The organism is Mediterraneibacter glycyrrhizinilyticus (assembly GCF_015560805.1).
Taxonomy (GTDB): domain Bacteria; phylum Bacillota; class Clostridia; order Lachnospirales; family Lachnospiraceae; genus Schaedlerella; species Schaedlerella glycyrrhizinilytica_A.
In genome coordinates, this window is sequence record NZ_JADMSO010000002.1 from 51,626 (window position 1) to 73,871 (window position 22,246).

A 22,246-nucleotide genomic window follows, 5' to 3' on the forward strand; every position below is an offset into this window, starting at 1 on the left:
GATCGAGGATGGAACGAAAGGAATTGATTTGTATCGGTTGTCCGATGGGCTGTCCGGTGACGGTGGAAATGAATGGAGAAAACGTCGTATCGGTGACCGGAAATACCTGTCCGAGAGGCGAGCGTTATGCGCGGAAAGAAGTGACGGATCCGACCCGGATCGTGACTTCGACCGTGAAAGTCAGAGGCGGAGCAGAGCTGCTTGTGCCTGTGAAGACAAAAGAGGATATTCCGAAAGGGAAAATATTTGAATGTATGAAAGCACTGACAGGTGTTGAAGTGAGTGCGCCGATAGGTATCGGAGATGTGATCATATCGGATGTGGCAGGTACCGGAGTCGATATCGTAGCTACAAAAGAGGTGCGGTCAGTCGGAAAAGCCGATTGAAAAAGGACGATTGAAAAAGCGAGCTTTTTTGCTTTCCATGCTCTGCCGAAGATGCTATAATATACCGTGCAAATATTCTGCCAGTCAGTGAATGCACGAACTGCGTATGGTTGAAAACTGACGGCTGGAAGAGAATAAGAAAAAGAGAGGAACAGCAATGAGTATTTTTGATCTGAATGCATATGAAGTTGTTTTGACGGAAGATCTGCCGGATCTGAAGTCAAAAGGCTATTTATTAAAACATAAAAAAAGCGGCGCCCGTGTCCTTTTGATGGAAAATGATGATGAGAATAAAGTCTTTACGATCGGATTTCGGACGCCGCCGTCAGACAGTACCGGAGTTCCGCATATCATGGAACATTCCGTGCTCTGCGGTTCGAGAGATTTCCCGGTTAAGGATCCGTTTGTGGAGCTTGTCAAAGGATCGTTGAACACTTTTTTAAATGCGATGACGTATCCGGACAAGACCGTATATCCGGTGGCGAGCTGTAATGACAAAGATTTCCAGAATCTGATGCATGTTTACATGGATGCGGTATTCTATCCGAATATTTATCAGCACGACGAGATTTTCCGGCAGGAGGGATGGAGTTACAAACTGGATGAGCCGGACGGCAAATTGGAATACAACGGAGTCGTTTATAATGAGATGAAAGGAGCATTTTCGTCTCCGGAGGGCGTGCTGGACCGTGTGATCTTAAATTCCCTGTTCCCGGATACGTCCTATGCGTATGAGTCAGGAGGAGATCCGGAAGAGATTCCGAACCTGACATACGAACAGTTTTTGGATTTTCATCGGAAATATTATCATCCGTCCAACAGTTACATTTACCTGTACGGCGATATGGATATGGAAGAAAAACTGAAATGGCTGGATGAAAATTATCTGTGTGAATTTGACGCGGCAGAAGTGGACTCTGAGATCTGTTTTCAGAAACCATTTGATAAGATGATCGAAGTAGAAAAGACGTATTCTATCTCCAGTGAGGAGACGGAGGAAGAGAATACCTATCTTTCCTACAATAAAGTGATCGCAACCAGTCTGGATGAAAAGCTTTATCAGGCATTCCAGATCTTGGATTATGCGCTGTTATCCGCGCCGGGGGCGCCGCTGAAAAAAGCGTTGATGGATGCGGGGATCGGCAAAGATATCATGGGATCTTACGACAACGGGATTTATCAGCCGATCTTTTCCATCATCGCGAAAAATGCGGAGCCGCAGCAGAAAGAACAGTTTGTGCAGGTGATCGAAGATACATTGCGTAAGATCGTGGAGGATGGAATCGATCGGAAAGCGCTGGAAGCGGGAATTAATTATCATGAGTTCCGGTTCCGGGAAGCGGATTTCGGAAATTACCCGAAAGGTCTGATGTACGGGCTGGATCTGTTTGACAGCTGGCTGTACGATGAAAAGAAACCGTTTATCCATATGCAGGCGATCCCGACATTTGCATTCTTGAAAGAGCAGATCGGCACGCGGTATTTTGAAGATCTGATCCAGAAATGGATTCTTGACAATCCCCACGGATCTATGGTGATCGTAAAACCGGAGAGAGGAAGAACCGCGCGGATGGACCGGGAACTGGATGAAAAACTGCAGACGTATAAAGCAGGACTTTCTCCGGACGAGGTGGAAAAGCTTGCCCGGGATACGGCGGAACTGATCGTATATCAGGAAAGTGAAGATGCAAGAGAAGATATGGAAAAGATTCCGGTGCTTGGACGGGAAGATATTTCCAGAGAGATCGCACCGATCTGTAATGAAGAACGGGTGTGTGGCGGGATCCCCATGGTTTATCACAATGTGGAGACAAACGGTATTGGATATGTGACGCTGTTGTTCGATCTGTCAGGAGTTCCGGAAGAGAAACTTCCGTATGTGGGAATGCTTCAGGCAGTACTTGGGATCATTGACACGACACATTATGAATATGGGGAATTGTTCAATGAGATCAACGTTCATACCGGAGGGATCGGCACATCGCTGGAGTTATATCCGGATGTGACAAAGGTAAAAGAAAAAGAATTCCGGGCGACGTTTGAGATGAAAGGAAAGGCATTATATCCGAAGATGGATGTATTGTTCAAAATGATGCGCGAGATTCTTACAGAGTCCAAGCTGGAAGATGAAAAGCGTTTAAAAGAGATTCTTTCGATGCTGAAATCCCGGCTGCAGATGAGCTTCCTTTCCTCCGGACATACGACGGCGGCATTGAGAGCATTGTCTTATTCGTCTCCGTTGTCCAAGTTCAAAGATGATACCGATGGAATCGGCTACTATGAAGCGGTAAAAGAGATCGAAGAACATTTTGAGGAGAAAAAGGAAGAACTGATCGCGAATCTGAAAGAACTTGCGGCACGGATTTTCCGGGCAGACAATCTGATGATCAGTTACACGGCGGCGCCGGAGGGGCTGGATGCGGTTGAAAAAGAAATGGAGACGTTCAAAAACGGACTGTTTGAGAGAACGGACGGCGATGAGCAGGAAAACCGCTGCATTTTACACTGCGTAAAGCGAAATGAGGGATTTAAGACGTCCTCGAAAGTACAGTATGTGGCGCGGACCGGTAATTTCATTGACGGAGGCGCAGCGTACAGCGGAGCGCTTCATATTTTGAAAGTGATCTTAAGTTATGATTACCTGTGGCAGAATATCCGTGTCAAAGGCGGCGCGTATGGATGCATGTGCAACTTTAACAGGATCGGAGAGGGGTATCTGATCTCCTACCGTGATCCGAATCTGGAGAAAACGATCGATGTATACGAAAAAGTAACTGAGTATCTGCGTAATTTCGAGGCGGATGACCGGGATATGAATAAATATATCATCGGAACGATCAGCAATATCGACCGACCGATGAATCCGTCGGCAAAGGGCACGCGTTCCATGAATCTCTATATGAATCATGTGACGGAAGAGATGATCAGAAAGGAACGGGAAGAGATCTTAAATGCCGGACAGGAAGAAATCCGTGCGCTTGCGGATGTTGTTGCGGCGATGCTTGCGGCGGATCAGCTCTGTGTGATCGGAAGTGAGGAAAAGATCGAGGAACAAAAAGCATTATTCGGCGAAGTCAGAACATTGTTTTAAGACAAAGGAGAAAACGGGATGAAAGAAAATTTTAAGTCCGGATTTGTGACATTGATCGGACGTCCGAACGTGGGAAAATCTACGCTCATGAATCAGCTGATCGGGCAGAAGATCGCGATCACGTCCAATAAACCGCAGACAACTAGAAACCGGATCCAGACGGTTCTGACAACAGAGGAAGGACAGATCGTTTTTGTGGATACGCCGGGCATCCATAAGGCAAAAAACAAACTCGGCGAATATATGGTCAATATCGCGGAACGTTCGCTGAACGAAGTGGATGTGGTGCTCTGGCTTGTGGAACCGACGAACTTTATCGGAGCAGGAGAGCGGCATATCATTGAACAGCTGAAAAAGGTGAAAACGCCGGTGATCCTTGTGATCAACAAGATCGATATGGTGAAACGGGAAGAAATTTTAACGTTTATCGACACATACCGCACGGAGTATGATTTTGCGGAGATCGTTCCGGTTTCTGCGAGAAGCGGAGAGAACAGCGATGAATTGGTGCGGGTGATCATGCAGTATCTGCCGTATGGACCGCAGTTCTATGACGAAGATACGATCACGGATCAGCCGGAACGTCAGATCGTGGCGGAACTGATCCGTGAAAAAGCGTTGCATTGTCTTCAGGAGGAGATTCCGCACGGGATCGCAGTTGCGATCGACCGGATGAAAATGCAGAATAAAGTGATGCATATTGACGCGACGATCATTTGCGAGCGGGATTCCCATAAAGGGATCATCATCGGAAAACAGGGCGGTATGCTGAAAAAAATCGGCAGTACGGCGCGCTATGAGATCGAGCGGCTTTTGGACTGCAAGGTAAATCTGAAACTTTGGGTAAAAGTACAGAAGAACTGGAGAGACAGTGATTTCCTTATGAAAAACTTTGGTTACCATGAGGATGAAATGTAACGACAACCGCATACTGGCAGAATTTGTGTAGTATAGCTGGAACCGAACCGGAAAACCTAATAGTAAAGAAAACAAGGCTTTGTCACGACAGCGGCAAAGCTTTGTCGATCTTATACAGAGGAAGAGGTGGACGGATGGAACAGCGATATTGGGAACAGTTTATGAAGAGCGGAAGCGTGGCAGATTATCTTGATTATAAAAGAGAGACGGGCGAGATATCTCCATGCGGGAAAAACAGACAGGACAGAGGGAAACGAGTTGAATCAGATCGTATTGACGGGGCTGGTGCTTCAGGCAGCACCGGTTGGAGAATATGACAGAAGAGTTGTGATATTGACGAAAGAACAGGGGAAGATCTCAGCGTTTGCAAGGGGGGCGAGAAGACCGAACAGTCCGCTTGTTGCAGCTGTGAACCCCTTTTCTTTTGGTGAGTTCACCGTGTATGCGGGGCGGTCTTCCTATACGGTCCAGTCGGCGAAGATATCCAACTATTTTTCGGAATTGCGGGAAGATATGGAGGGCGCCTGTTACGGATTTTATTTTCTGGAATTTACGTCTTATTATACGAAAGAGGCAAATGATGAGCGAGAGATGCTCAAACTGCTTTATCAGACACTGCGGGCGCTGACCAATCCGCATATTCCGAACCGGCTGATCCGGTACATATTTGAACTGCGCGCGCTCTGCATTAACGGGGAGGGACCGCAGGTATTTCAGTGCATTTCCTGTGGGAAAACAAAAGGTCAGCTTGTGTTCAGTGTGAAAAAGGGAGGACTTGTCTGTCCGGATTGTGGAAAAGATGTGATCGACGGCATTTGTCTGAACCAGTCCACGTTGTATAGTATGCAATATATAGAGAGCAGCCAGATCGAAAAACTGTATACGTTTGTAGTAAAAGAAAACGTGTTGGAAGAATTGGCGCGGGTGATGAAGCGGTATACGGACGTATATGTGGATAAACGGTTTAAATCGCTGGAAATACTGGAGACGCTGGTTGGTCTGGAATAAGTTTTTCGCCTTTACAAACGCACCGGGAACGGCTATAATTAGGGAGAAATTGAGTTCAAGAAACAGGGAAAACCGAGTTCAAGAAAAAGAAATGTGAAAAGAAATGTGAGGAACAGAAACTATGGCTGAAAAGACGATGGAAAAGATTGTAGCTCTTGCAAAATCAAGAGGATTTGTGTATCCGGGATCTGAGATTTACGGAGGTCTTGCGAATACATGGGATTACGGCAATCTTGGCGTGGAATTAAAGAATAATGTAAAAAAAGCATGGTGGCAGAAGTTCGTGCAGGAGTCTCCGTACAATGTCGGTGTGGACTGTGCGATCCTGATGAATCCGCAGACATGGGTGGCTTCCGGACATCTGGGCGGATTTTCCGATCCGCTGATGGATTGTAAGGAATGTCATGAGCGTTTCCGTGCTGATAAGCTGATCGAAGATTACTGTGCGGAAAAAGGAATCGAGATCGAGGGTGCGGTGGATGCGTGGTCTCAGGAGGAGATGACTGCATTTATCGAAGAACATCAGATTCCATGCCCGTCTTGCGGCAAACATAATTTTACAGATATCCGTCAGTTCAACCTGATGTTCAAGACATTCCAGGGCGTTACGGAAGATGCGAAGAATACAGTATATCTTCGTCCGGAGACGGCGCAGGGAATTTTTGTAAACTTTAAGAACGTACAGAGAACTTCGAGAAAGAAGATCCCGTTTGGCATCGCTCAGATCGGTAAATCATTCCGTAATGAGATCACACCGGGTAACTTTACGTTCCGTACAAGAGAGTTTGAACAGATGGAGCTGGAATTCTTCTGTGAGCCGGATACCGATCTGGAATGGTTTGCATACTGGAAACAGTTCTGCCTTGACTGGCTGCATGCGCTGGGAATGAAAGATGACGAGATCCGTTACCGTGACCACGATCAGGAAGAACTTTCGTTTTACAGTAAAGCGACGACAGACGTGGAGTTCCTGTTCCCGTTCGGATGGGGAGAACTCTGGGGAATCGCAGACCGTACCAATTACGATTTGTCACAGCATATGGAAGTATCCAAACAGGATCTGACCTATTTTGACGATGAGAAGAAAGAGAAATACATTCCATATGTAATTGAACCGTCACTGGGAGCGGATCGTATGGTACTTGCATTCCTTTGCAGCGCATACGATGAGGAGAATATCGGAACCGAAGAGAAACCGGATATGCGTACCGTGCTTCATTTCCATCCGGTGCTTGCCCCGGTAAAAGTAGGTATTCTTCCACTTTCTAAAAAGCTCAACGAAGGTGCGGAGAAGATTTATGCGGAACTGAGTAAATATTACAACTGTGAATTTGATGACCGCGGAAATATCGGAAAACGTTACCGCCGTCAGGATGAGATCGGAACGCCGTTCTGCGTAACTTACGACTTTGAGTCTGAGGAAGACGGTGCAGTAACAGTGCGCGACCGTGATACGATGCAGCAGGAAAGAATCAAGATCGAAGATCTGAAATCATATTTGGAAGAGAAGATGAGATTTTAAGATGGAAAAAGCAGAACAGAAAGAATGGAATCTGTGGGAAATCTATGATGATACCCAGTTACAGGAATTAGAGAAATTGAACGAAGCGTACAAAGCATTTCTGGATGCCGGAAAGACGGAGCGGGAGTGTGTGACGGAGATTGTGCGTCAGGCGGAAGCGGCAGGCTATCGTGATCTGTACAGTATGGATGCGGTGAAAGCCGGCGATAAAGTGTATGCGACCTGGATGGAGAAGTCCATCGCGTTGTTCCATGTGGGAAGCGAACCGTTGGAACAGGGAATGAACATCTTAGGCGCGCACATCGATTCCCCTCGTCTGGATTTGAAACAGAATCCGTTGTATGAGGACAGTGGATTTGCATATTTTGATACCCATTATTACGGCGGGATCAAGAAATACCAGTGGGTGACGATCCCGCTTGGCATCCACGGTGTGATCGTGCGCAAAGACGGAACGAAAGAAGTCGTATCCATCGGGGAAAAGGAAGAGGATCCGGTATTTGCGGTGACAGATCTTCTTGTGCATTTATCCTCCAAACAGATGGAGAAGAAAGCTTCCGCAGTCGTGGAGGGTGAGAATCTGGATATCCTGATCGGAAGCAGACCGCTTGCAGGTGAGGAAAAAGAGGCGGTTGCAGCGCAGATCATGAAGCTTTTGGCAGATACATACCATATAGAAAGAGAAGATCTGATGTCTGCGGAACTGGAGGTTGTTCCGGCAGGAAAGGCAAGAGACTGTGGACTGGACCGCAGTATGGTGATGGCGTATGGGCAGGACGATCGTATCTGCGCGTATACGTCTCTTGCGGCGATGCTGGATGTAGAGACGGTGAGTCGGACCTCCTGCTGTATTCTGGTTGATAAAGAAGAGATCGGAAGTGTGGGCGCAACCGGTATGCACTCCCGTTTCTTTGAAAATGCGGTTGCGGATTTATATGAAAAACTGGGCGGATTTTCAGAGCTGAAACTTCGCCGGACATTGGCGCGCTCTACGATGATCTCTTCGGATGTCAGTGCGGCGTATGATCCGATGTATACAGAGGTTTACGATAAGAAATCCACAAGTTTCTTTGGAAAGGGACCGGTTTTCTGTAAGCATACAGGATCCCGAGGAAAAAGCGGATCCAATGACGCCAATGCGGAGTATATTGCAAAGCTGAGAAATGTATTTGATGCACATGAGGTACATTTCCAGATGGCAGAACTCGGAAAAGTAGATGCGGGCGGCGGCGGAACGATCGCATATATCCTGGCACAGTACGGTATGGAGGTGATCGACGGCGGCGTTGCAGTTCTTTGTATGCATGCGCCGTGGGAAATCTCCAGCAAGGCGGATGTCTATGAGGCGTACCGCGGTTACTGCGCATTTTTAAAAGACATGAAATAAAAAGTCACGCATAGTTTGTGACCGGCAGAATCATAATAAGACTATCCGATCGATCGTGGATGTGAAAAGCAAAGGGAGGGACTTATTATGAAACGGAGACAGGCATGGACGTTGTATAAAAAAGAAGAGGAAACGGCGATTGAGGAACTTTGTTCCGGATATCGCCGTTTTTTGGATGCCGGGAAAACCGAGCGGGAATGTATCAAAGAGGCGGTGCGGCTGGCAAAGAAAAAAGGGTATCGGAAATTGTCGGAATGCAGGCAGATCAAACCGGGAGACAAAGTATATGCGGTGCACAGCTCCAAGACCGCGGTATTTTTTCAGATAGGAACGGATTTGCAAGGAACTGCATCAGCAGCATTTCGGATCATCGGGGCGCATGTGGATTCGCCGCGGTTGGATGTCAAACAGGTTCCGCTTTATGAAGAATCCAACCAAGTGTATCTGGACACCCATTATTACGGAGGAATCAAGAAGTATCAGTGGCTATCTCTGCCACTGGCTCTGCATGGCGTGGTCGTACACAAAGACGGGACGAAAACATTGGTACAGATCGGAGAAAAAGAAGAAGATCCGGTTTTTGTGATCACGGATCTGCTCCCGCATCTCGGGAAAGATCTGCTTGAGAAAAAGGTACGAGAATTTATCGACGCTGAGAAACTGGATCTTCTGATCGGGAATCGCGCGGAAAAGAGTGGGAGGGCAGTCGAATATATCCGGCAGCTTCTTATGCAGAAGTATCAGATCGGGGAGGAAGACTTTCTTTCTGCGGAACTGGAAGTCGTTCCGGCAGGAAATGCGAGAGACTGCGGTTTGGACGGCAGCATGATCCTCGCGTATGGACAGGATGACAGAAGCTGCGCGTACGCGGCGCTTTTGGCGCTTCTGGAATCATCGGAGACGCAGTTAGAACATACATGCTGCTGTATTCTGGCGGACAAAGAAGAGACAGGAAGCCGGGGAGCGACCGGAATGCATTCCCGGTTTTTTGAAAATACAGCGGCGGATGTTTTGGAGAAGCTTGCGATCAGTCAAGACAAAGAGCGAAACGGAAACAAGGGACAAAAGAGAGCGACAGATCGGAGACTGCGACATGTTCTGCAGAATTCGCAGATGCTTTCCGCGGATGTCAGCGCTGCATATGATCCGTTATATGAGACCTATTTTGAAAAGAAAAATGCCGCGTATCTTTCGGAGGGCGTTGTGTTCTGCAAATACAGCGGGAGCGGAGGAAAGGCAGGAGGAAACGACGCCAGTGCCGAATATATGGCAAAACTGCGCCGGATCATGGACGAAGCCGGTGTGGTGTATCAGACAGCGGAACTGGGGGCGGTAGACAGAGGAGGCGGCGGAACGATCGCATACATTCTTGCGGAATATGGGATGGATGTGATCGACTGCGGACCGGCGGTTTTGGGCATGCATGCACCGTGGGAAGTGCTCAGCAAAGCCGATTTATTTGAGACTGTGAAAGCGTATCGTGCGTTTTATCAGGAAGTGTGATCGGAGCAGGGATGGAGGCGATGGCAAAATTTGTACAATTCTGGCAAATTTGGGGTTAAATCGCTTGACGGGAAACAGCAAAACCTTTAGAATAGATATGCACTTAGTCTAAATGTATTTGCAAAATAATATTTTAGGAGGGTCATTAGACATGGCAAAATGGGTTTATATGTTTACCGAAGGTAACGCAACCATGAGAAACCTGCTTGGTGGAAAAGGTGCGAACCTTGCAGAAATGACAAGCCTCGGACTTCCTGTACCACAGGGATTCACAGTAACAACTGAAGCTTGTACACAGTATTATGAGGACGGCAGAAAGATCAATGACGAGATCATGGCACAGATCATGGAAGCCATTGAGAAACTGGAAGGAATCACAGGAAAGAAATTCGGAGACAAAGAGAATCCGCTTCTCGTTTCCGTACGTTCCGGAGCAAGAGCTTCCATGCCTGGTATGATGGACACGATCCTGAACCTGGGATTGAACGAGGAAGTTGTTGAGACTCTGGCAGAAGCATCCGGAAATGCTCGTTGGGCATGGGATTGCTACAGAAGATTTATCCAGATGTATTCTGACGTAGTTATGGAAGTTGGTAAGAAGTATTTTGAAGAGCTTATCGACAAGATGAAAGAAGAAAAAGGTGTAACTCAGGACGTAGAACTGACAGCAGAAGATCTGAAGACTCTGGCAGGACAGTTCAAAGCTGAGTATAAAGAGAAAATCGGCGAAGACTTCCCGGCTGACGCAAAAGAACAGCTGATGGGAGCTGTTAAGGCTGTATTCCGTTCATGGGACAACCCGAGAGCAAACGTTTATCGTCGTGACAATGATATCCCGTATTCATGGGGAACAGCTGTTAACGTACAGATGATGGCATTTGGTAACATGGGAGATGACTGTGGAACAGGTGTTGCATTTACACGTGACCCGGCTACAGGGGAGAACGGTCTGTTCGGAGAATTCCTGACAAACGCTCAGGGAGAGGACGTTGTTGCCGGAGTTCGTACTCCGATGCATATTTCCGAGATGGAACAGAAATTCCCGGAAGCATTCGCACAGTTCAAAGAAGTTTGCCATACACTGGAAACACACTACAGAGATATGCAGGATATGGAGTTTACAGTAGAGCACGGTAAACTGTATATGCTTCAGACTCGTAACGGTAAGAGAACCGCTCAGGCTGCTCTGAAGATCGCATGCGACCTTGTTGACGAGGGAATGAGAACAGAAGAAGAAGCAGTAGCTATGATCGATCCGAGAAACTTAGATACACTGCTTCACCCACAGTTCGATGCTGCTGCACTGAAAGCTGCAACACCGATGGCAAAAGCACTTGGAGCATCTCCGGGAGCTGCTTGCGGTAAAGTTGTCTTCACAGCAGACGATGCAGTTGAGTGGGCTGCAAGAGGAGAGAAAGTGATCCTTGTTCGTCTTGAGACATCTCCGGAAGATATCACAGGAATGAAGTCCGCACAGGGTATCCTGACAGTTCGCGGTGGTATGACATCTCACGCAGCCGTAGTTGCTCGTGGAATGGGAACATGCTGCGTATCCGGATGCGGAGACATTGTGATGGACGAAGCAAACAAGAAATTTACATTAGCTGGAAAAGAGTTCCACGAGGGAGACTGCATTTCTCTTGACGGATCCACAGGAGCTATTTACGATGGAATCATCCCGACAGTAGACGCTACGATCGCTGGTGAGTTCGGAAGAATCATGGGATGGGCTGACAAATACAGAACAATGAAAGTTCGTACAAATGCAGATACTCCGGCTGACGCTAAGAAAGCACGCGAGCTGGGAGCAGAGGGTATCGGACTTTGCCGTACAGAGCATATGTTCTTCGAGGGCAACAGAATCGATGCGTTCCGTGAGATGATCTGTTCTGAGACAGTAGAAGAAAGAGAAGCTGCACTGGACAAGATCCTTCCGGAACAGCAGGGAGACTTTGAGGCACTGTACGAGGCGCTGGAAGGAAATCCGGTAACAATCCGTTTCCTTGATCCGCCGCTTCATGAGTTCGTTCCGACTGAGGAAGAAGATATTAAGAAACTGGCTGATGCTCAGGGCAAAACTGTTGAGCAGATCAAAGCGATCATCGACAGCCTGCACGAGTTCAACCCGATGATGGGACACCGTGGATGCCGTCTGGCAGTTACTTATCCGGAAATCGCTAAGATGCAGACAAAAGCTGTTATCCGTGCAGCGATCAACGTACAGAAAGCACATGCTGACTGGACAGTAAAACCGGAGATCATGATTCCACTCGTTGGAGACATCAAAGAGTTGAAATATGTGAAGAAATTCGTTGTTGAGACTGCTGATGCAGAGATCGCTGCTTCCGGAATCGACCTGAAATACGAAGTGGGAACAATGATCGAGATCCCGAGAGCTGCTCTGACAGCTGACGAGATCGCAAAAGAAGCTGACTTCTTCTGCTTCGGTACAAACGATTTGACACAGATGACATTTGGATTCTCCCGTGATGACGCTGGTAAATTCCTGGATGCCTACTATGACGCTAAGATCTTCGAGAACGATCCGTTCGCAAAACTGGATCAGACAGGTGTCGGCAAGCTGATGGATATGGCGATCACATTAGGAAAACCGGTTAATCCGAGCCTGCATGTAGGAATCTGTGGAGAGCACGGCGGAGATCCAAGCTCTGTTGAATTCTGCAGCAAACTTGGTCTGGATTATGTATCCTGCTCACCGTTCCGTGTGCCGATCGCAAGACTGGCAGCAGCACAGGCAGCTATTGCAGCAAAATAATCTGGCTGATATTTTAAATACGAAATAATGAGCAACGCTCTGTTCCTTTGGAACAGGGCGTTGTGCTATAATTAGAAAGATTTATAAAGTGTAGAAACGGAAGTGAAAGTAGTGTTCGGCAAGAATTATGTACAGAGAATTATGATCGTGGAAGATGATGAACTGATCCGAAAGGAGCTTTCACGCTTTTTAACCTATGAGGGATATGAAGCGGTGTGTATCGAGAAGTTTGAGAACGACTTTCAAACAGCGGAAAGTATTCTTCAGGAGACGCCGGATCTGGTGCTTTTGGATGTGTCGCTTCCGGGATGCGACGGACTTTTTATCTGTGATGAACTGAGAAGACGATCGGATGTGCCGATCATATTTGTGACAGGAAATAACACGTCGTTAGATGAGTTGAACTGCATGATGCGCGGCGGTGATGATTTTATCGCAAAACCATATCAGCTTCCGATCCTGCTGGCGCATATCCGGGCAGTGCTCAGACGCAGCGGAAAGGAAAAGCAGTCTTCGTCTGTGCGGCATTATAAGGGCGTGACATTGGATCTGGCATCCGGGATGATTGAAAAAGGTGACAAGAAACAGATTTTGACGAGAAATGAGCTGGTCATACTGTATGAATTATTTCAGGATCAGGGGAAAATCGTGTCCAGAACAAAGCTGATCGATCGGTTGTGGGACAACGAGATTTTCATTGATGACAATACGCTGAGTGTGAATATTACGAGGATCCGGGCAAAACTCGATGAGATCGGCGCGGAAGATTTTATAGAGACGAGGCGCGGACTTGGTTATATGATCTGAAAAGCAGTCGGGGGACAGGCAGTCGGCGAATAGGCAGTCTGTGGGACAGGTGATCTGCAAAAAAGGGTGAGGTCTGGTATGAGATTTGGAACATATATAAAAGATAAAATGGGATGGATTCTGTTAAATGGCATGGGGATGCTGCTGCTTTTTGCATTTCTTCTTGCGATGGGTAACAGTCTGTCAGCCATTGCGTTGATCTTTTTAGCGTGGGGAGTGATTCTTGCATGCGGTCTGATCGTTCAGTTTCAAAGCCGAAAAAAATATTTTGACCGTATGGAAAGTATGATAGAGGAAATGGATCAGCCGCTTTTATTTGCAGAATTGATGGAGCCGTCATGGAGATTGGAAGACCGGGTGTATCGGGAGTTGTTACGGCGTTCCAATAAGGCTGTTCTGGAAGAAATACGAAGAAAAGAAGACGAACAGCGGGAATATAAAGAATTTATAGAAAGCTGGGTACATGAAGCAAAGAATCCGATCACGGCGATGGAACTGCTCTGTGAAAACATGGAACGTGAGCGGGAACAGCCGCAGATCCGCCGGATGCGTCTGGAATTGTCCAAGGTGGAGGGGCAGGTGGATAAGGTATTATATTATGCCCGGATGGAACAGGTCTGGAAAGATTATCTGATCGCCCGGACGGATCTGCGTAAACTGGTATTGCGTGCGGTTCAGAAAAACCGGCTTGCATTTCAGGACAGGAAGATGCAGGTGAAAATAGAAATGGAACCGTGTTTTGTCTCGACGGATGAAAAATGGGGATTGTTTATCCTGGATCAGATTTTCTTGAATTGTATCAAATACAGCAGGGATGAAAATGGCTGCGTCCGGATTTTTTCGGAAACCGGAAAAAACAAAGTGAAATTGTGTGTGGAAGACAACGGGATCGGAATCCGACCGGAAGAACTGGGGCGCGTGTTCGAAAAAGGATTCTGTGGGACAAATGGACGGAGCGGCAGATATTCTACCGGGATCGGGCTTTACCTTACGAAGAAACTTTGCGACCGGCTCGGAATGGGAATCCATATCGAATCGGAATACGGTCAGTACACCCGGGTATGGCTGCAGTTTCCGGAAAGTGATTTTCAGAAGATCGGATGGGAAAAAACCTTTCAAAATTGAAAGATTGCGGAAAGGAACTCCGATACAACCCCCGAATGTTTCTTGTTATACTTAGAACACAGCAAAAAGTTTCCTTTGAACATTCATAGTGAGCGGAGGAGGCAGGGGAGAAACGAAAGGATGGATAACATGAAACATTTGATCAAAATCTGTGACATTGAAAAATATTATGGGAGCGGAAATAATATAACAAAGGCGGTGAACCGTGTCAGTTTTCAGGTGGATGAGGGCGAATTTATCGGGATCATGGGCGCTTCCGGATCAGGAAAAACGACGCTTTTGAATATGATCTCCACGATCGACCGGGTGAGCGCCGGACATATTTATTATGGAGATACGGATATTACAATGCTGAAAGAAGAGGGGCTGGCAAAGTTCCGGAAAGAAAATCTGGGATTTGTCTTTCAAGAGTTTAACCTGTTGGACACGTTGACGATCCGGGAAAATATAGAACTTCCGATGACGCTGCAAAAACAGAAAAAGACGGAAATCGTGAAACGCACCGGACAAGTCATGAAAGCGCTTGGAATCGAAAAGATCGCCGATAAGTTTCCGGTACAGGTATCCGGAGGACAGAAGCAGCGCTGTGCCTGCGCCAGAGCGGTTGTAACGAAGCCGCAGCTGATCTGCGCCGACGAGCCGACCGGAGCGCTGGATTCCAGATCCGCGCAGATGCTTTTGGACACGTTTGAGACGATGAACCGAAAAATGGGAGCGACGATCCTGATGGTAACCCATGACGCATTTTCGGCAAGTTACTGCAGACGGATCCTTTTTTTGAAAGACGGACAGATTTTCCATGAACTGTACCGGGGACAGGAGACGCGCAGAGAGTTTCTGAATCAGATCCTGGATGTATTGGCGCTGACGGGAGGTGAGTGCAGTGATGCTGAATAAACTTGCATTTCGGAATGCCAGACGTTCTTCGAGAGATTATATTGTCTATGTATTGACGATGACGGTGATGGCGGCAATGATGTTTGCGTTTGATTCGATGGCGTTATCCCCGGACATTCTGACCATGTTCCGGGAAGCGGGGGTGATGGGGGCGATGATCGGTCTGGTCAGCGTGTTTATCGTGTGCATCCTTGCATGGCTGATCCGCTATATGACGCGGTTTATGCTGGAAAAAAGAAGCCGTGAATTCGGAACCTATCTGCTGCTTGGGATGAATAAAAAACAGATTTCCGGACTTTATATGAAAGAAAATATCCTGATGGGGGCAATTGCATTTTTGTTGGGGATTGGCGTCGGCATGTTTTTTCAGCAGATCCTGATGACGATATTTTACAGAGTGTTTGGAATGGATTATCCGCTTCATGTACAGTTAAACGGCTGGAGTATGCTGATGACCAGCGGAATTTACATACTGTGCTATTTTTTTGCGCTGATCCGGAACCGACGGTTGTTCAAAAAGATGACCATTGCGGAATTGATGCGGATGGAAAAGGAAAATGAAAAAATCCGTGAAAGTAAAAGTGGATTTGCGAGGATATGGTTTTTTGTGGCAGTCGGATTTTTTATCGTGTATACGATCCTCCTTTTCGGGGAAAGATATTCGGTTGCGGGAGTATGTTGTATTACAGTTTGTTTTATCGCGGCGGTCTATCTTTTTTACTATGGATTTTCAGCAATCCTCACCAGCTATATCCACAAAAGAAAATCAGGACTCTATAAGCCGGGACGATTATTTTTGCTGCGTCAGTATACGGGAAAACTGGGAACGATGCGTTTTACGATGGGAACATTGACGCTGCTTTTGATGACGGCAATCCTTGGAGGTAGCGTTTCGATGATGTTTGCAAGGTTCCAGAATCAGGCGATTGAAAATTCAGTTCCATTTGACATTCTGGTACACAGTGAAAACCCTGATGATGCGTTTGACGAAGAACTGGCAGCGATTCACGATCAATGCAGAACAGAAGATACGTGGAGTTATCAGATTTATCAGGATGGGAAACAGGTGATGAACGAGTATCTGTATACACACGGCGGAACCGTTTCTAAAAAATACCGAAATCCGGACGGCAGTCTGAATGAGAAAGCGGTGGAAGAAGACGGATACGAATATTATACTTATGATACTTATATGAGAATCAGTGATTACAATCATTTAAGAGAAATGCTCGGATATGAACCGGTGACACTTGGACAAGATAAGTATGCGGTTCAGATCAAAGAACGGATGGTTCCGTTTTTGGATGATAAGATCAAAGCGAGAGCGCTGGACACTTCTTTGGGAGAACTGACGCTGGATGAGATTTATACGATCCCGTTTTCCCAGAATGGAAATAACGGGGCGGATTATCTGATCATCGTACCGGATGAGGCGGCGGCAGGGATGGACGGCTATTTTTCAGAACTGGCAGTCTCCACAGAGGGGAAAGCGCCGTCTGATCTGCAGCAAACGCTGGAAACGATCCGCCTGAAGAAAAACGGGATCCCGACGCAGGAAGAATTTTACGAGATGCAGGAGCGCGGCGAGATACCGGAAGAAGCCTATTGGGAATCAGAAACGATGGGAGGATTCGGAACCGACCAGATCGTAAGCTGTGCCAGCGACGTTCTGGTGCGGGAGGGCATTGGGATGGATCTGAAGCTGGTGATGTTGTCTTTGGTATTTCCCTTGGCGTATGTCGGACTTGTATTTCTATGTGTGGCGCTTACGATCATGTCAGTCCAGCAGCTCAGTGATTCGTCGAAATACCGTTTCCGGTATGACGTACTTTCAAAGCTGGGAATGAATGAGAAAGAGATCGACCGCCTGATCTTGAAACAACTGGCATTCTACTATCTTGTTCCGGTCGTGATCGCTGTGATCTTAGGCGCGGCGACGGCTGTGTATGCGGGACATCAGTTTGTATTCTATACCGGGGCAAACGGAAGCGGAATGTATTATTTCGGAATTTCCCTGTTTATTTTTGCGGGAGTCTATCTGATTTATTTTGGAATGACGTATCTTGGATTTAAAAGAAATGTACATTATTCAGCTTAAATCCAGAAACAATCCGATCCGGGGAGGATAAAAGGTAAAGATGAAAAATAAAAGAGCCAGAAGCGCAGTCAATAGATAAATCCATTTTCGCCGGCTGTCTGTCCGGACCGTATCCTTTCCTTTCCATGCGAATCGGAAAGCAAAGAAAAGACCGAGTAGAAAGACGGCGATATCTGCGGCAAGGAGATGACGTCCCAATATTCCGGAATAGGTGTAAAAAAGTACGGGAATGCTGAACGTTCCGACGAAATTTCCAAGCAGCAGGGCGTCACGGAGCGTATGAAATTCTTTTTCCGGCTGTCGGATATAAGACAGAAAAAACGCATATAAAAGCACCGGGAAAAACGAAAGTTTCATATGCTCCCATATAGATTCATTGACCGGAGCAAAGAGGGCGATGAACAGATTCTGCCCGGAACAGTCGTACAGAAAATGCGATAAGGTTCCGAAAACAGCGGTGAAGAGATAGCCTGCAATGATATAAAAACGCATATACGATATGAACCTCCATAGAAACAGATGATAATATAGTATATGCAAAAAAAGTCAGATTATTGAATGGAATCTCGGACAGAGTGCCGGAACGTGTAAAACAATCCTTTTTTCATATTTTCATGCATGATCTTTTGTACTTCCTCAATAGAAACCGTGTCTTCATTTGTAAGCCACCAGCGGATCAGCGCCATCATGTTGGAAGAAAAGAGGTGCGCATACAGCTCGCAATATGTATGTTTTGCCGATAATTCGGGAGATTCGGTAAGAAGTTTTTCCAGAATCTGCCGATAAACCAGATCCGTCATTTCGTTGTAAGGCTGGCGCTCAATGGAAGCTTTCCATAAAATCAGATATTCTGTCCGTTTGGAATATACGAATGCCGTGAAATTCCGGAAAGGGATCTGATAATGCTCATCGTCGGTGACGCTCGGATTTGTGACAACGAAGTCAACGTTGACCTGTTGTTTGAACTCCTGCAGGATTTTGTTCAGATAACGATCCAGCAGGTCGTATTTATCCGTGTAATATTTGTAAAAGGTGGAGCGGTTGATCAGCGCCCGCTCACACAATAGCTGAACTGTGATTTTTTGGAACGGCAGCTCATTTAGAAGCTCCAGAAGCGCCCGATCGATCTGTTGTAATGTCTTGATGATACGTAAATCTTTTGTAGTCATAATAACCTCTGCAAAGCAACAAAATATATGATAAGTGTTGCTTTTTCAACATATTGTCTTTGGATTGATGATAGTTTCCCCATTTGAAAACTGATAAAATAATAAGGAAATGCATATGTTCTGTTTTATTTCCTCTGCATAAAGAGGGTAGCATAAATATGCGGAAGAATCAATGGCAGTGTATTGAAATATGGATGAAAGAAGAGGGTAAGAAGAATGAGAGAGCAACAAAAAAATATTTCCAAACGGCGCTGGCTTGTGCTTCTGTTTGCATGTCTGACGAACTTATGTCTTGGTTCCGTCTATGCCTGGAGCGTGTTTGCCGCGCCGATGGCAGAGTATCTCGGAACGATAACAGGAACCGGGATCACAACGGCGGATCTGGCGATCGTCTATACCGTTGCCAACTCCGTAGGTCCGATCACGATGATCTCGGGAGGCTGGATCAATGACCGGTTCGGACCAAAAAAAGTGATCCTCACAGGCGGTGTGATGTTCGGATGCGGTATGATCCTGGCTGGGCTGTCAACGTCTGTCGGAATGTTGATGGTGACATATGGTCTGCTTGGCGGTCTGGGACTTGGGATGGCATATGGCTGCACGATCAGCTGTTGTGTCAAATTCTTTCCGGACAAACGTGGTCTGATCGGCGGACTGACAACGGCGGCTTATGGATTCAGTTCGGTTCTGCTTCCGCCGGTGATCAATTTACTGGTAGAAAAAGTGCAGGTGAAAATGGCGTTTATCCTTGTCGGGATCACATTTCTTGTGATCATCTCGGTATCTTCTTTGTTTATGTTCTCCTGCCCGGATGGTTTCGTACCGGAGGGCTGGAAAGCGCCGGAAAAACAGGCGGGCGGACAAAAAGAAACAGATAAAGACTGGAAAGAGATGTTGAAAAGCCCGATTTTCTATCTGATGATCCTGCTTTTGATGAGCGGGGCTTTCAGTGGCATGATGATTATCTCTCAGGCTTCTGCAGTGGGAATGGAAATGATCGGTCTTTCGGTTGCGGCGGCAGGGATCGCAGTGTCTGTATTGGCGTTATTTAATTCGTTCGGACGGATTTTGGCAGGATTTCTTTCGGATAAGATCGGGCGTGTCCAGACGCTGACGCTTGCCTGTTTCTTGTCTGTCGGAGGGAATGTGCTTCTCTATCTCTGTGGGAAAGGAGATCTGATCCTGTTTTATATCGGGATCTCGATCGTAGGTATTTGCTTCGGCGCATTTATGGGCGTATTCCCCGGATTTACGGCAGATCAGTTTGGCGCGGCGCATAACAGTGTCAACTATGGTATCATGTTTATCGGATTTGCGATGGCAGGGTATTTCGGACCGACGATCATGAAAAATGTGTATTATAAAAACGGTTCTTACACACAGGCATTTTTAATCGCGGCAGGTTTAAGTGTGGCTGGAATCATACTGACGGTGTTGTATCGGATGTGTAAGAAGAGAGAAAAATAAGATCGCCGGGCATAAAAAAGAAAACCTCCCTGCAATTTATGAATGGTACTCATAAATTGCAGGGAGGTTTTGCATTGTTTAGAATGATTTATGGAGTAAGATCTTTACCACGCCGCCCTGCGGACGATTTTCCAGTGTGAGAGTTCCACCATGCGAGCGGATCACTTCGGCGGCAAACCAGAGACCGATCCCGTTATGCCCGTCTGCCTGACGCGCCGGATCATCTCTCCAAAGGCGTTCTGTGGCATGACGGAGCGCGGCAGGACTAAAGCCCATTCCCTCATCGCAGATCAGAAGCTCCCAGCCTGTATCGGACGTCCTGCCGCTGAGAGAGACCTGTTTTCCGGGGGGAGTATGTTCCAGCGCATTTTGGACAATGTTGGAAAGAGCCCGGGAAAAATGGTCTTTCTGAAGCGGATAAAAGCCGGTAAGGTGATTGTCCATATGCAGTGAAATATGTTTCATCCCGGCAAACGGTTCCATGGATCGTACAAGATCAGGCAGCAGGGCAGAAAGATCAAAGGGGATCTTTGGTTCTTTGTTACCGGTGGAAGCATCCAAAAGACCGGAAAGATACCGGTGTGCCCGGGTGGTATTTTCCAGGATCGTGTGAAGCATATGGTTCTGGTTCTCCGGGAGATTTTCACACAGGAGAAGTTCCGCGTTTCCGCCGATCAAAGTCAGCGGCGTTTTTAAGTCGTGAGCAAGTGCGGATATTTCCGATTCCCGCTGCTGCTGGGTACGCCACTGTTCTGTGAGGGAATCGTACAATGCACGGCGCATTTCATCCATCGCGGCGAGCGCATCATCAAATTCTCGGATCCCTGCAGGAAAAATTGCAAAATCAAGTTCTTGAGAAGTGATTTTATTGCTTATATCATGAAAAAGCTTCAATTTTGACGCCAAACTTCGACGAAGTAGTAAGACGCTTAAGAGCAGGACAAAAATGAAAGCCAGAAATAACGTGATCCACCAGAGTACTTCAAAAGGTGGAAGAAACTTCCGGAGTTGCGGATCGGTGAAATCTCTTTGATATACCCAGTGGATCAGTATCGTACTTTGATCGGCATAGGTGTACCGGATGATATGGGGATCATCCGAGGCTTTTGTTAAAAAACCGGAAAGGCGACCGGCTTCTTTTGAATCTGTATTTGTTTCCAAAAGACTTCCATCAGCGGCAAAAAGTGCGTAATCGGAAAGAAAATCTTCTCCCGGGGTTGTAAAGGTTTCCGGATGGTCAAGCAGCATCGCTTCTGCCTGCCGGTTCGGGAGAGAACCATGATAGATAAAGCCGGTCGTCTGGAGCAGCTGCATGATGGCAAGCCAGAGTAAGGCACAAAAAAGCATCAGCCCTAGCATGATACATGCAAAGCGGAGCAGAATGAAAGAAAGGCTTACAGATCGTTTTCTTTTTTCCATTTATATCCAACCCCCCAGACTGTTTCGATCGGAGCGGCACCATGCTCCTTTAATTTTGCACGGATATTTTTGACGTGCATGGCGATGACGGAGGAATCACCCTCCGCATCGAAGCCGAAGACATTTTCATAAATCTGTTCTTTTGTAAAAATCTGTCCGCTGTGCAGGGCCAGATATTCGCAGATCGCATATTCGCCTTTGGTGAGTGGAACCGACTGTTCTTTGACGGTCACCATTTTTGCCTGAAGATCAAAATGAACGTCGCCGCGGATGAGGGCGTGTGTCGGCTGTCGTTTCTCACGCCGCAGATGCGCGTTGACACGGGCGCTCAGCTCGGCAAGGCTGAACGGTTTTTTTATGTAATCATCAGCGCCGAGCCCCAGTCCTTGTACAAGCGCGGCGTCTCCGGTCTTGGCTGTCAGAAACAGGATCGGACAGTCCACTTCTGTTCTGATGCGGCGGATCAGAGAAAATCCGTCTTCTTTCGGCATCATGATATCAAACAGCAGAAGATCATAAAAGCGGCAGCGCTTTGGTGTTACGGCAGTCGGATCTGCTTCCGTATCGACTTGATGTCCGTCTCTTTGAAGTGCGGCACAGATGAGGGCGAGCATATCTGGATCATCATCTACAACAAATATTTTAGCCATGGCAGTTTCCCTCCTGACAAAAG

Annotated in this window: 17 protein-coding genes; 13 read left to right on the forward strand and 4 right to left on the reverse strand. The window is 47.0% G+C overall.

Annotation, left to right across the window (positions count from 1 at the left end; translation table 11 throughout):
* The first annotated feature begins 8 nt into the window (after positions 1-8).
* The 12 genes from I2H87_RS02325 (at position 9) to I2H87_RS02380 (ending at position 17,518) form a co-directional block, all read left to right on the forward strand.
* Positions 9-386: a DUF1667 domain-containing protein gene (locus I2H87_RS02325; RefSeq protein WP_009267858.1), complete on the forward strand. Its 378-nt coding sequence runs from the start codon at positions 9-11 to the stop codon at positions 384-386.
* A gap of 157 nt (positions 387-543) precedes the next feature.
* Positions 544-3,477 carry an insulinase family protein gene (locus I2H87_RS02330; RefSeq protein WP_195609235.1) on the forward strand — a complete coding sequence of 978 codons (2,934 nt, stop codon included), beginning with the start codon at positions 544-546 and terminating at the stop codon, positions 3,475-3,477.
* A gap of 18 nt (positions 3,478-3,495) precedes the next feature.
* Entirely contained in the window at positions 3,496-4,395 is a 900-nt protein-coding gene (gene era, locus I2H87_RS02335; protein ID WP_009267856.1) for a GTPase Era, read from the forward strand.
* Between the two features lie 258 nt (positions 4,396-4,653).
* A complete protein-coding gene (gene recO / locus I2H87_RS02340; RefSeq protein WP_009267854.1) occupies positions 4,654-5,403 on the forward strand; it encodes a DNA repair protein RecO in 750 nt (249 codons plus the stop codon).
* Between the two features lie 121 nt (positions 5,404-5,524).
* Positions 5,525-6,925 (forward strand): glycine--tRNA ligase, encoded by a 1,401-nt coding sequence (locus I2H87_RS02345; RefSeq protein ID WP_009267853.1) that lies wholly within the window; start codon positions 5,525-5,527, stop codon positions 6,923-6,925.
* 1 nt (position 6,926) lies between these two features.
* Complete coding sequence (locus tag I2H87_RS02350) at positions 6,927-8,312, forward strand: aminopeptidase (protein ID WP_009267852.1); 1,386 nt, start codon at positions 6,927-6,929, stop codon at positions 8,310-8,312.
* A gap of 87 nt (positions 8,313-8,399) precedes the next feature.
* A complete protein-coding gene (locus I2H87_RS02355) occupies positions 8,400-9,815 on the forward strand; it encodes an aminopeptidase (RefSeq protein WP_195609236.1) in 1,416 nt (471 codons plus the stop codon).
* Positions 9,816-9,966: 151 nt separating this feature from the next.
* A complete protein-coding gene (gene ppdK, locus I2H87_RS02360; protein WP_009267850.1) occupies positions 9,967-12,591 on the forward strand; it encodes a pyruvate, phosphate dikinase in 2,625 nt (874 codons plus the stop codon).
* 111 nt (positions 12,592-12,702) lie between these two features.
* Positions 12,703-13,398 carry a response regulator transcription factor gene (locus tag I2H87_RS02365; protein WP_009267849.1) on the forward strand — a complete coding sequence of 232 codons (696 nt, stop codon included), beginning with the start codon at positions 12,703-12,705 and terminating at the stop codon, positions 13,396-13,398.
* A 78-nt stretch (positions 13,399-13,476) separates the two neighbouring features.
* A complete protein-coding gene (locus tag I2H87_RS02370; RefSeq protein ID WP_195609237.1) occupies positions 13,477-14,523 on the forward strand; it encodes a sensor histidine kinase in 1,047 nt (348 codons plus the stop codon).
* Positions 14,524-14,652: 129 nt separating this feature from the next.
* On the forward strand, positions 14,653-15,420 hold the full coding sequence (locus I2H87_RS02375; protein WP_195609352.1) for an ABC transporter ATP-binding protein: 768 nt from the start codon (positions 14,653-14,655) through the stop codon (positions 15,418-15,420).
* The gene (locus I2H87_RS02380) at positions 15,410-17,518 is read left to right on the forward strand and encodes an ABC transporter permease (protein WP_195609238.1); all 2,109 of its coding nucleotides are present in this window, start codon (positions 15,410-15,412) and stop codon (positions 17,516-17,518) included. The genes I2H87_RS02375 and I2H87_RS02380 overlap by 11 nt, the downstream gene beginning before the upstream one ends.
* Here I2H87_RS02380 and I2H87_RS02385 read toward each other — a convergent pair.
* Both I2H87_RS02385 and I2H87_RS02390 read right to left on the reverse strand, forming a co-directional pair.
* Positions 17,510-18,010 (reverse strand): DUF6512 family protein, encoded by a 501-nt coding sequence (locus I2H87_RS02385; RefSeq protein ID WP_009267845.1) that lies wholly within the window; start codon positions 18,008-18,010, stop codon positions 17,510-17,512. The two genes, I2H87_RS02380 and I2H87_RS02385, sit on opposite strands and share 9 nt — an antisense overlap.
* Before the next feature lie 59 nt (positions 18,011-18,069).
* Positions 18,070-18,687, reverse strand: a complete 618-nt coding sequence (locus I2H87_RS02390; RefSeq protein WP_009267844.1) for a TetR/AcrR family transcriptional regulator — start codon at positions 18,685-18,687, stop codon at positions 18,070-18,072.
* Between the two features lie 216 nt (positions 18,688-18,903).
* Here I2H87_RS02390 and I2H87_RS02395 point away from each other — a divergent pair, with 216 nt between their 5' ends.
* Positions 18,904-20,154, forward strand: a complete 1,251-nt coding sequence (locus tag I2H87_RS02395; protein WP_195609239.1) for an L-lactate MFS transporter — start codon at positions 18,904-18,906, stop codon at positions 20,152-20,154.
* A 78-nt stretch (positions 20,155-20,232) separates the two neighbouring features.
* Here the strand turns inward: I2H87_RS02395 and I2H87_RS02400 are convergent, their stop codons facing one another.
* Complete coding sequence (locus I2H87_RS02400) at positions 20,233-21,573, reverse strand: sensor histidine kinase (protein ID WP_195609240.1); 1,341 nt, start codon at positions 21,571-21,573, stop codon at positions 20,233-20,235.
* Positions 21,549-22,223 carry a response regulator transcription factor gene (locus I2H87_RS02405; RefSeq protein ID WP_195609241.1) on the reverse strand — a complete coding sequence of 225 codons (675 nt, stop codon included), beginning with the start codon at positions 22,221-22,223 and terminating at the stop codon, positions 21,549-21,551. The genes I2H87_RS02400 and I2H87_RS02405 overlap by 25 nt, the downstream gene beginning before the upstream one ends.
* Positions 22,224-22,246 lie beyond the last annotated feature (23 nt).

Coding starts and splice junctions, on each gene's coding strand:
- I2H87_RS02325 (WP_009267858.1), top strand. CDS start 9: ATGGAACGAAAGGAATTGATTTGTATCGGTTGTCCGATGGGCTGTCCG.
- I2H87_RS02330 (WP_195609235.1), top strand. CDS start 544: ATGAGTATTTTTGATCTGAATGCATATGAAGTTGTTTTGACGGAAGAT.
- era (WP_009267856.1), top strand. CDS start 3,496: ATGAAAGAAAATTTTAAGTCCGGATTTGTGACATTGATCGGACGTCCG.
- I2H87_RS02345 (WP_009267853.1), top strand. CDS start 5,525: ATGGCTGAAAAGACGATGGAAAAGATTGTAGCTCTTGCAAAATCAAGA.
- I2H87_RS02350 (WP_009267852.1), top strand. CDS start 6,927: ATGGAAAAAGCAGAACAGAAAGAATGGAATCTGTGGGAAATCTATGAT.
- I2H87_RS02355 (WP_195609236.1), top strand. CDS start 8,400: ATGAAACGGAGACAGGCATGGACGTTGTATAAAAAAGAAGAGGAAACG.
- ppdK (WP_009267850.1), top strand. CDS start 9,967: ATGGCAAAATGGGTTTATATGTTTACCGAAGGTAACGCAACCATGAGA.
- I2H87_RS02370 (WP_195609237.1), top strand. CDS start 13,477: ATGAGATTTGGAACATATATAAAAGATAAAATGGGATGGATTCTGTTA.
- I2H87_RS02375 (WP_195609352.1), top strand. CDS start 14,653: ATGAAACATTTGATCAAAATCTGTGACATTGAAAAATATTATGGGAGC.
- I2H87_RS02380 (WP_195609238.1), top strand. CDS start 15,410: ATGCTGAATAAACTTGCATTTCGGAATGCCAGACGTTCTTCGAGAGAT.
- I2H87_RS02385 (WP_009267845.1), bottom strand. CDS start 18,010: ATGCGTTTTTATATCATTGCAGGCTATCTCTTCACCGCTGTTTTCGGA.
- I2H87_RS02390 (WP_009267844.1), bottom strand. CDS start 18,687: ATGACTACAAAAGATTTACGTATCATCAAGACATTACAACAGATCGAT.
- I2H87_RS02395 (WP_195609239.1), top strand. CDS start 18,904: ATGAGAGAGCAACAAAAAAATATTTCCAAACGGCGCTGGCTTGTGCTT.
- I2H87_RS02400 (WP_195609240.1), bottom strand. CDS start 21,573: ATGGAAAAAAGAAAACGATCTGTAAGCCTTTCTTTCATTCTGCTCCGC.
- I2H87_RS02405 (WP_195609241.1), bottom strand. CDS start 22,223: ATGGCTAAAATATTTGTTGTAGATGATGATCCAGATATGCTCGCCCTC.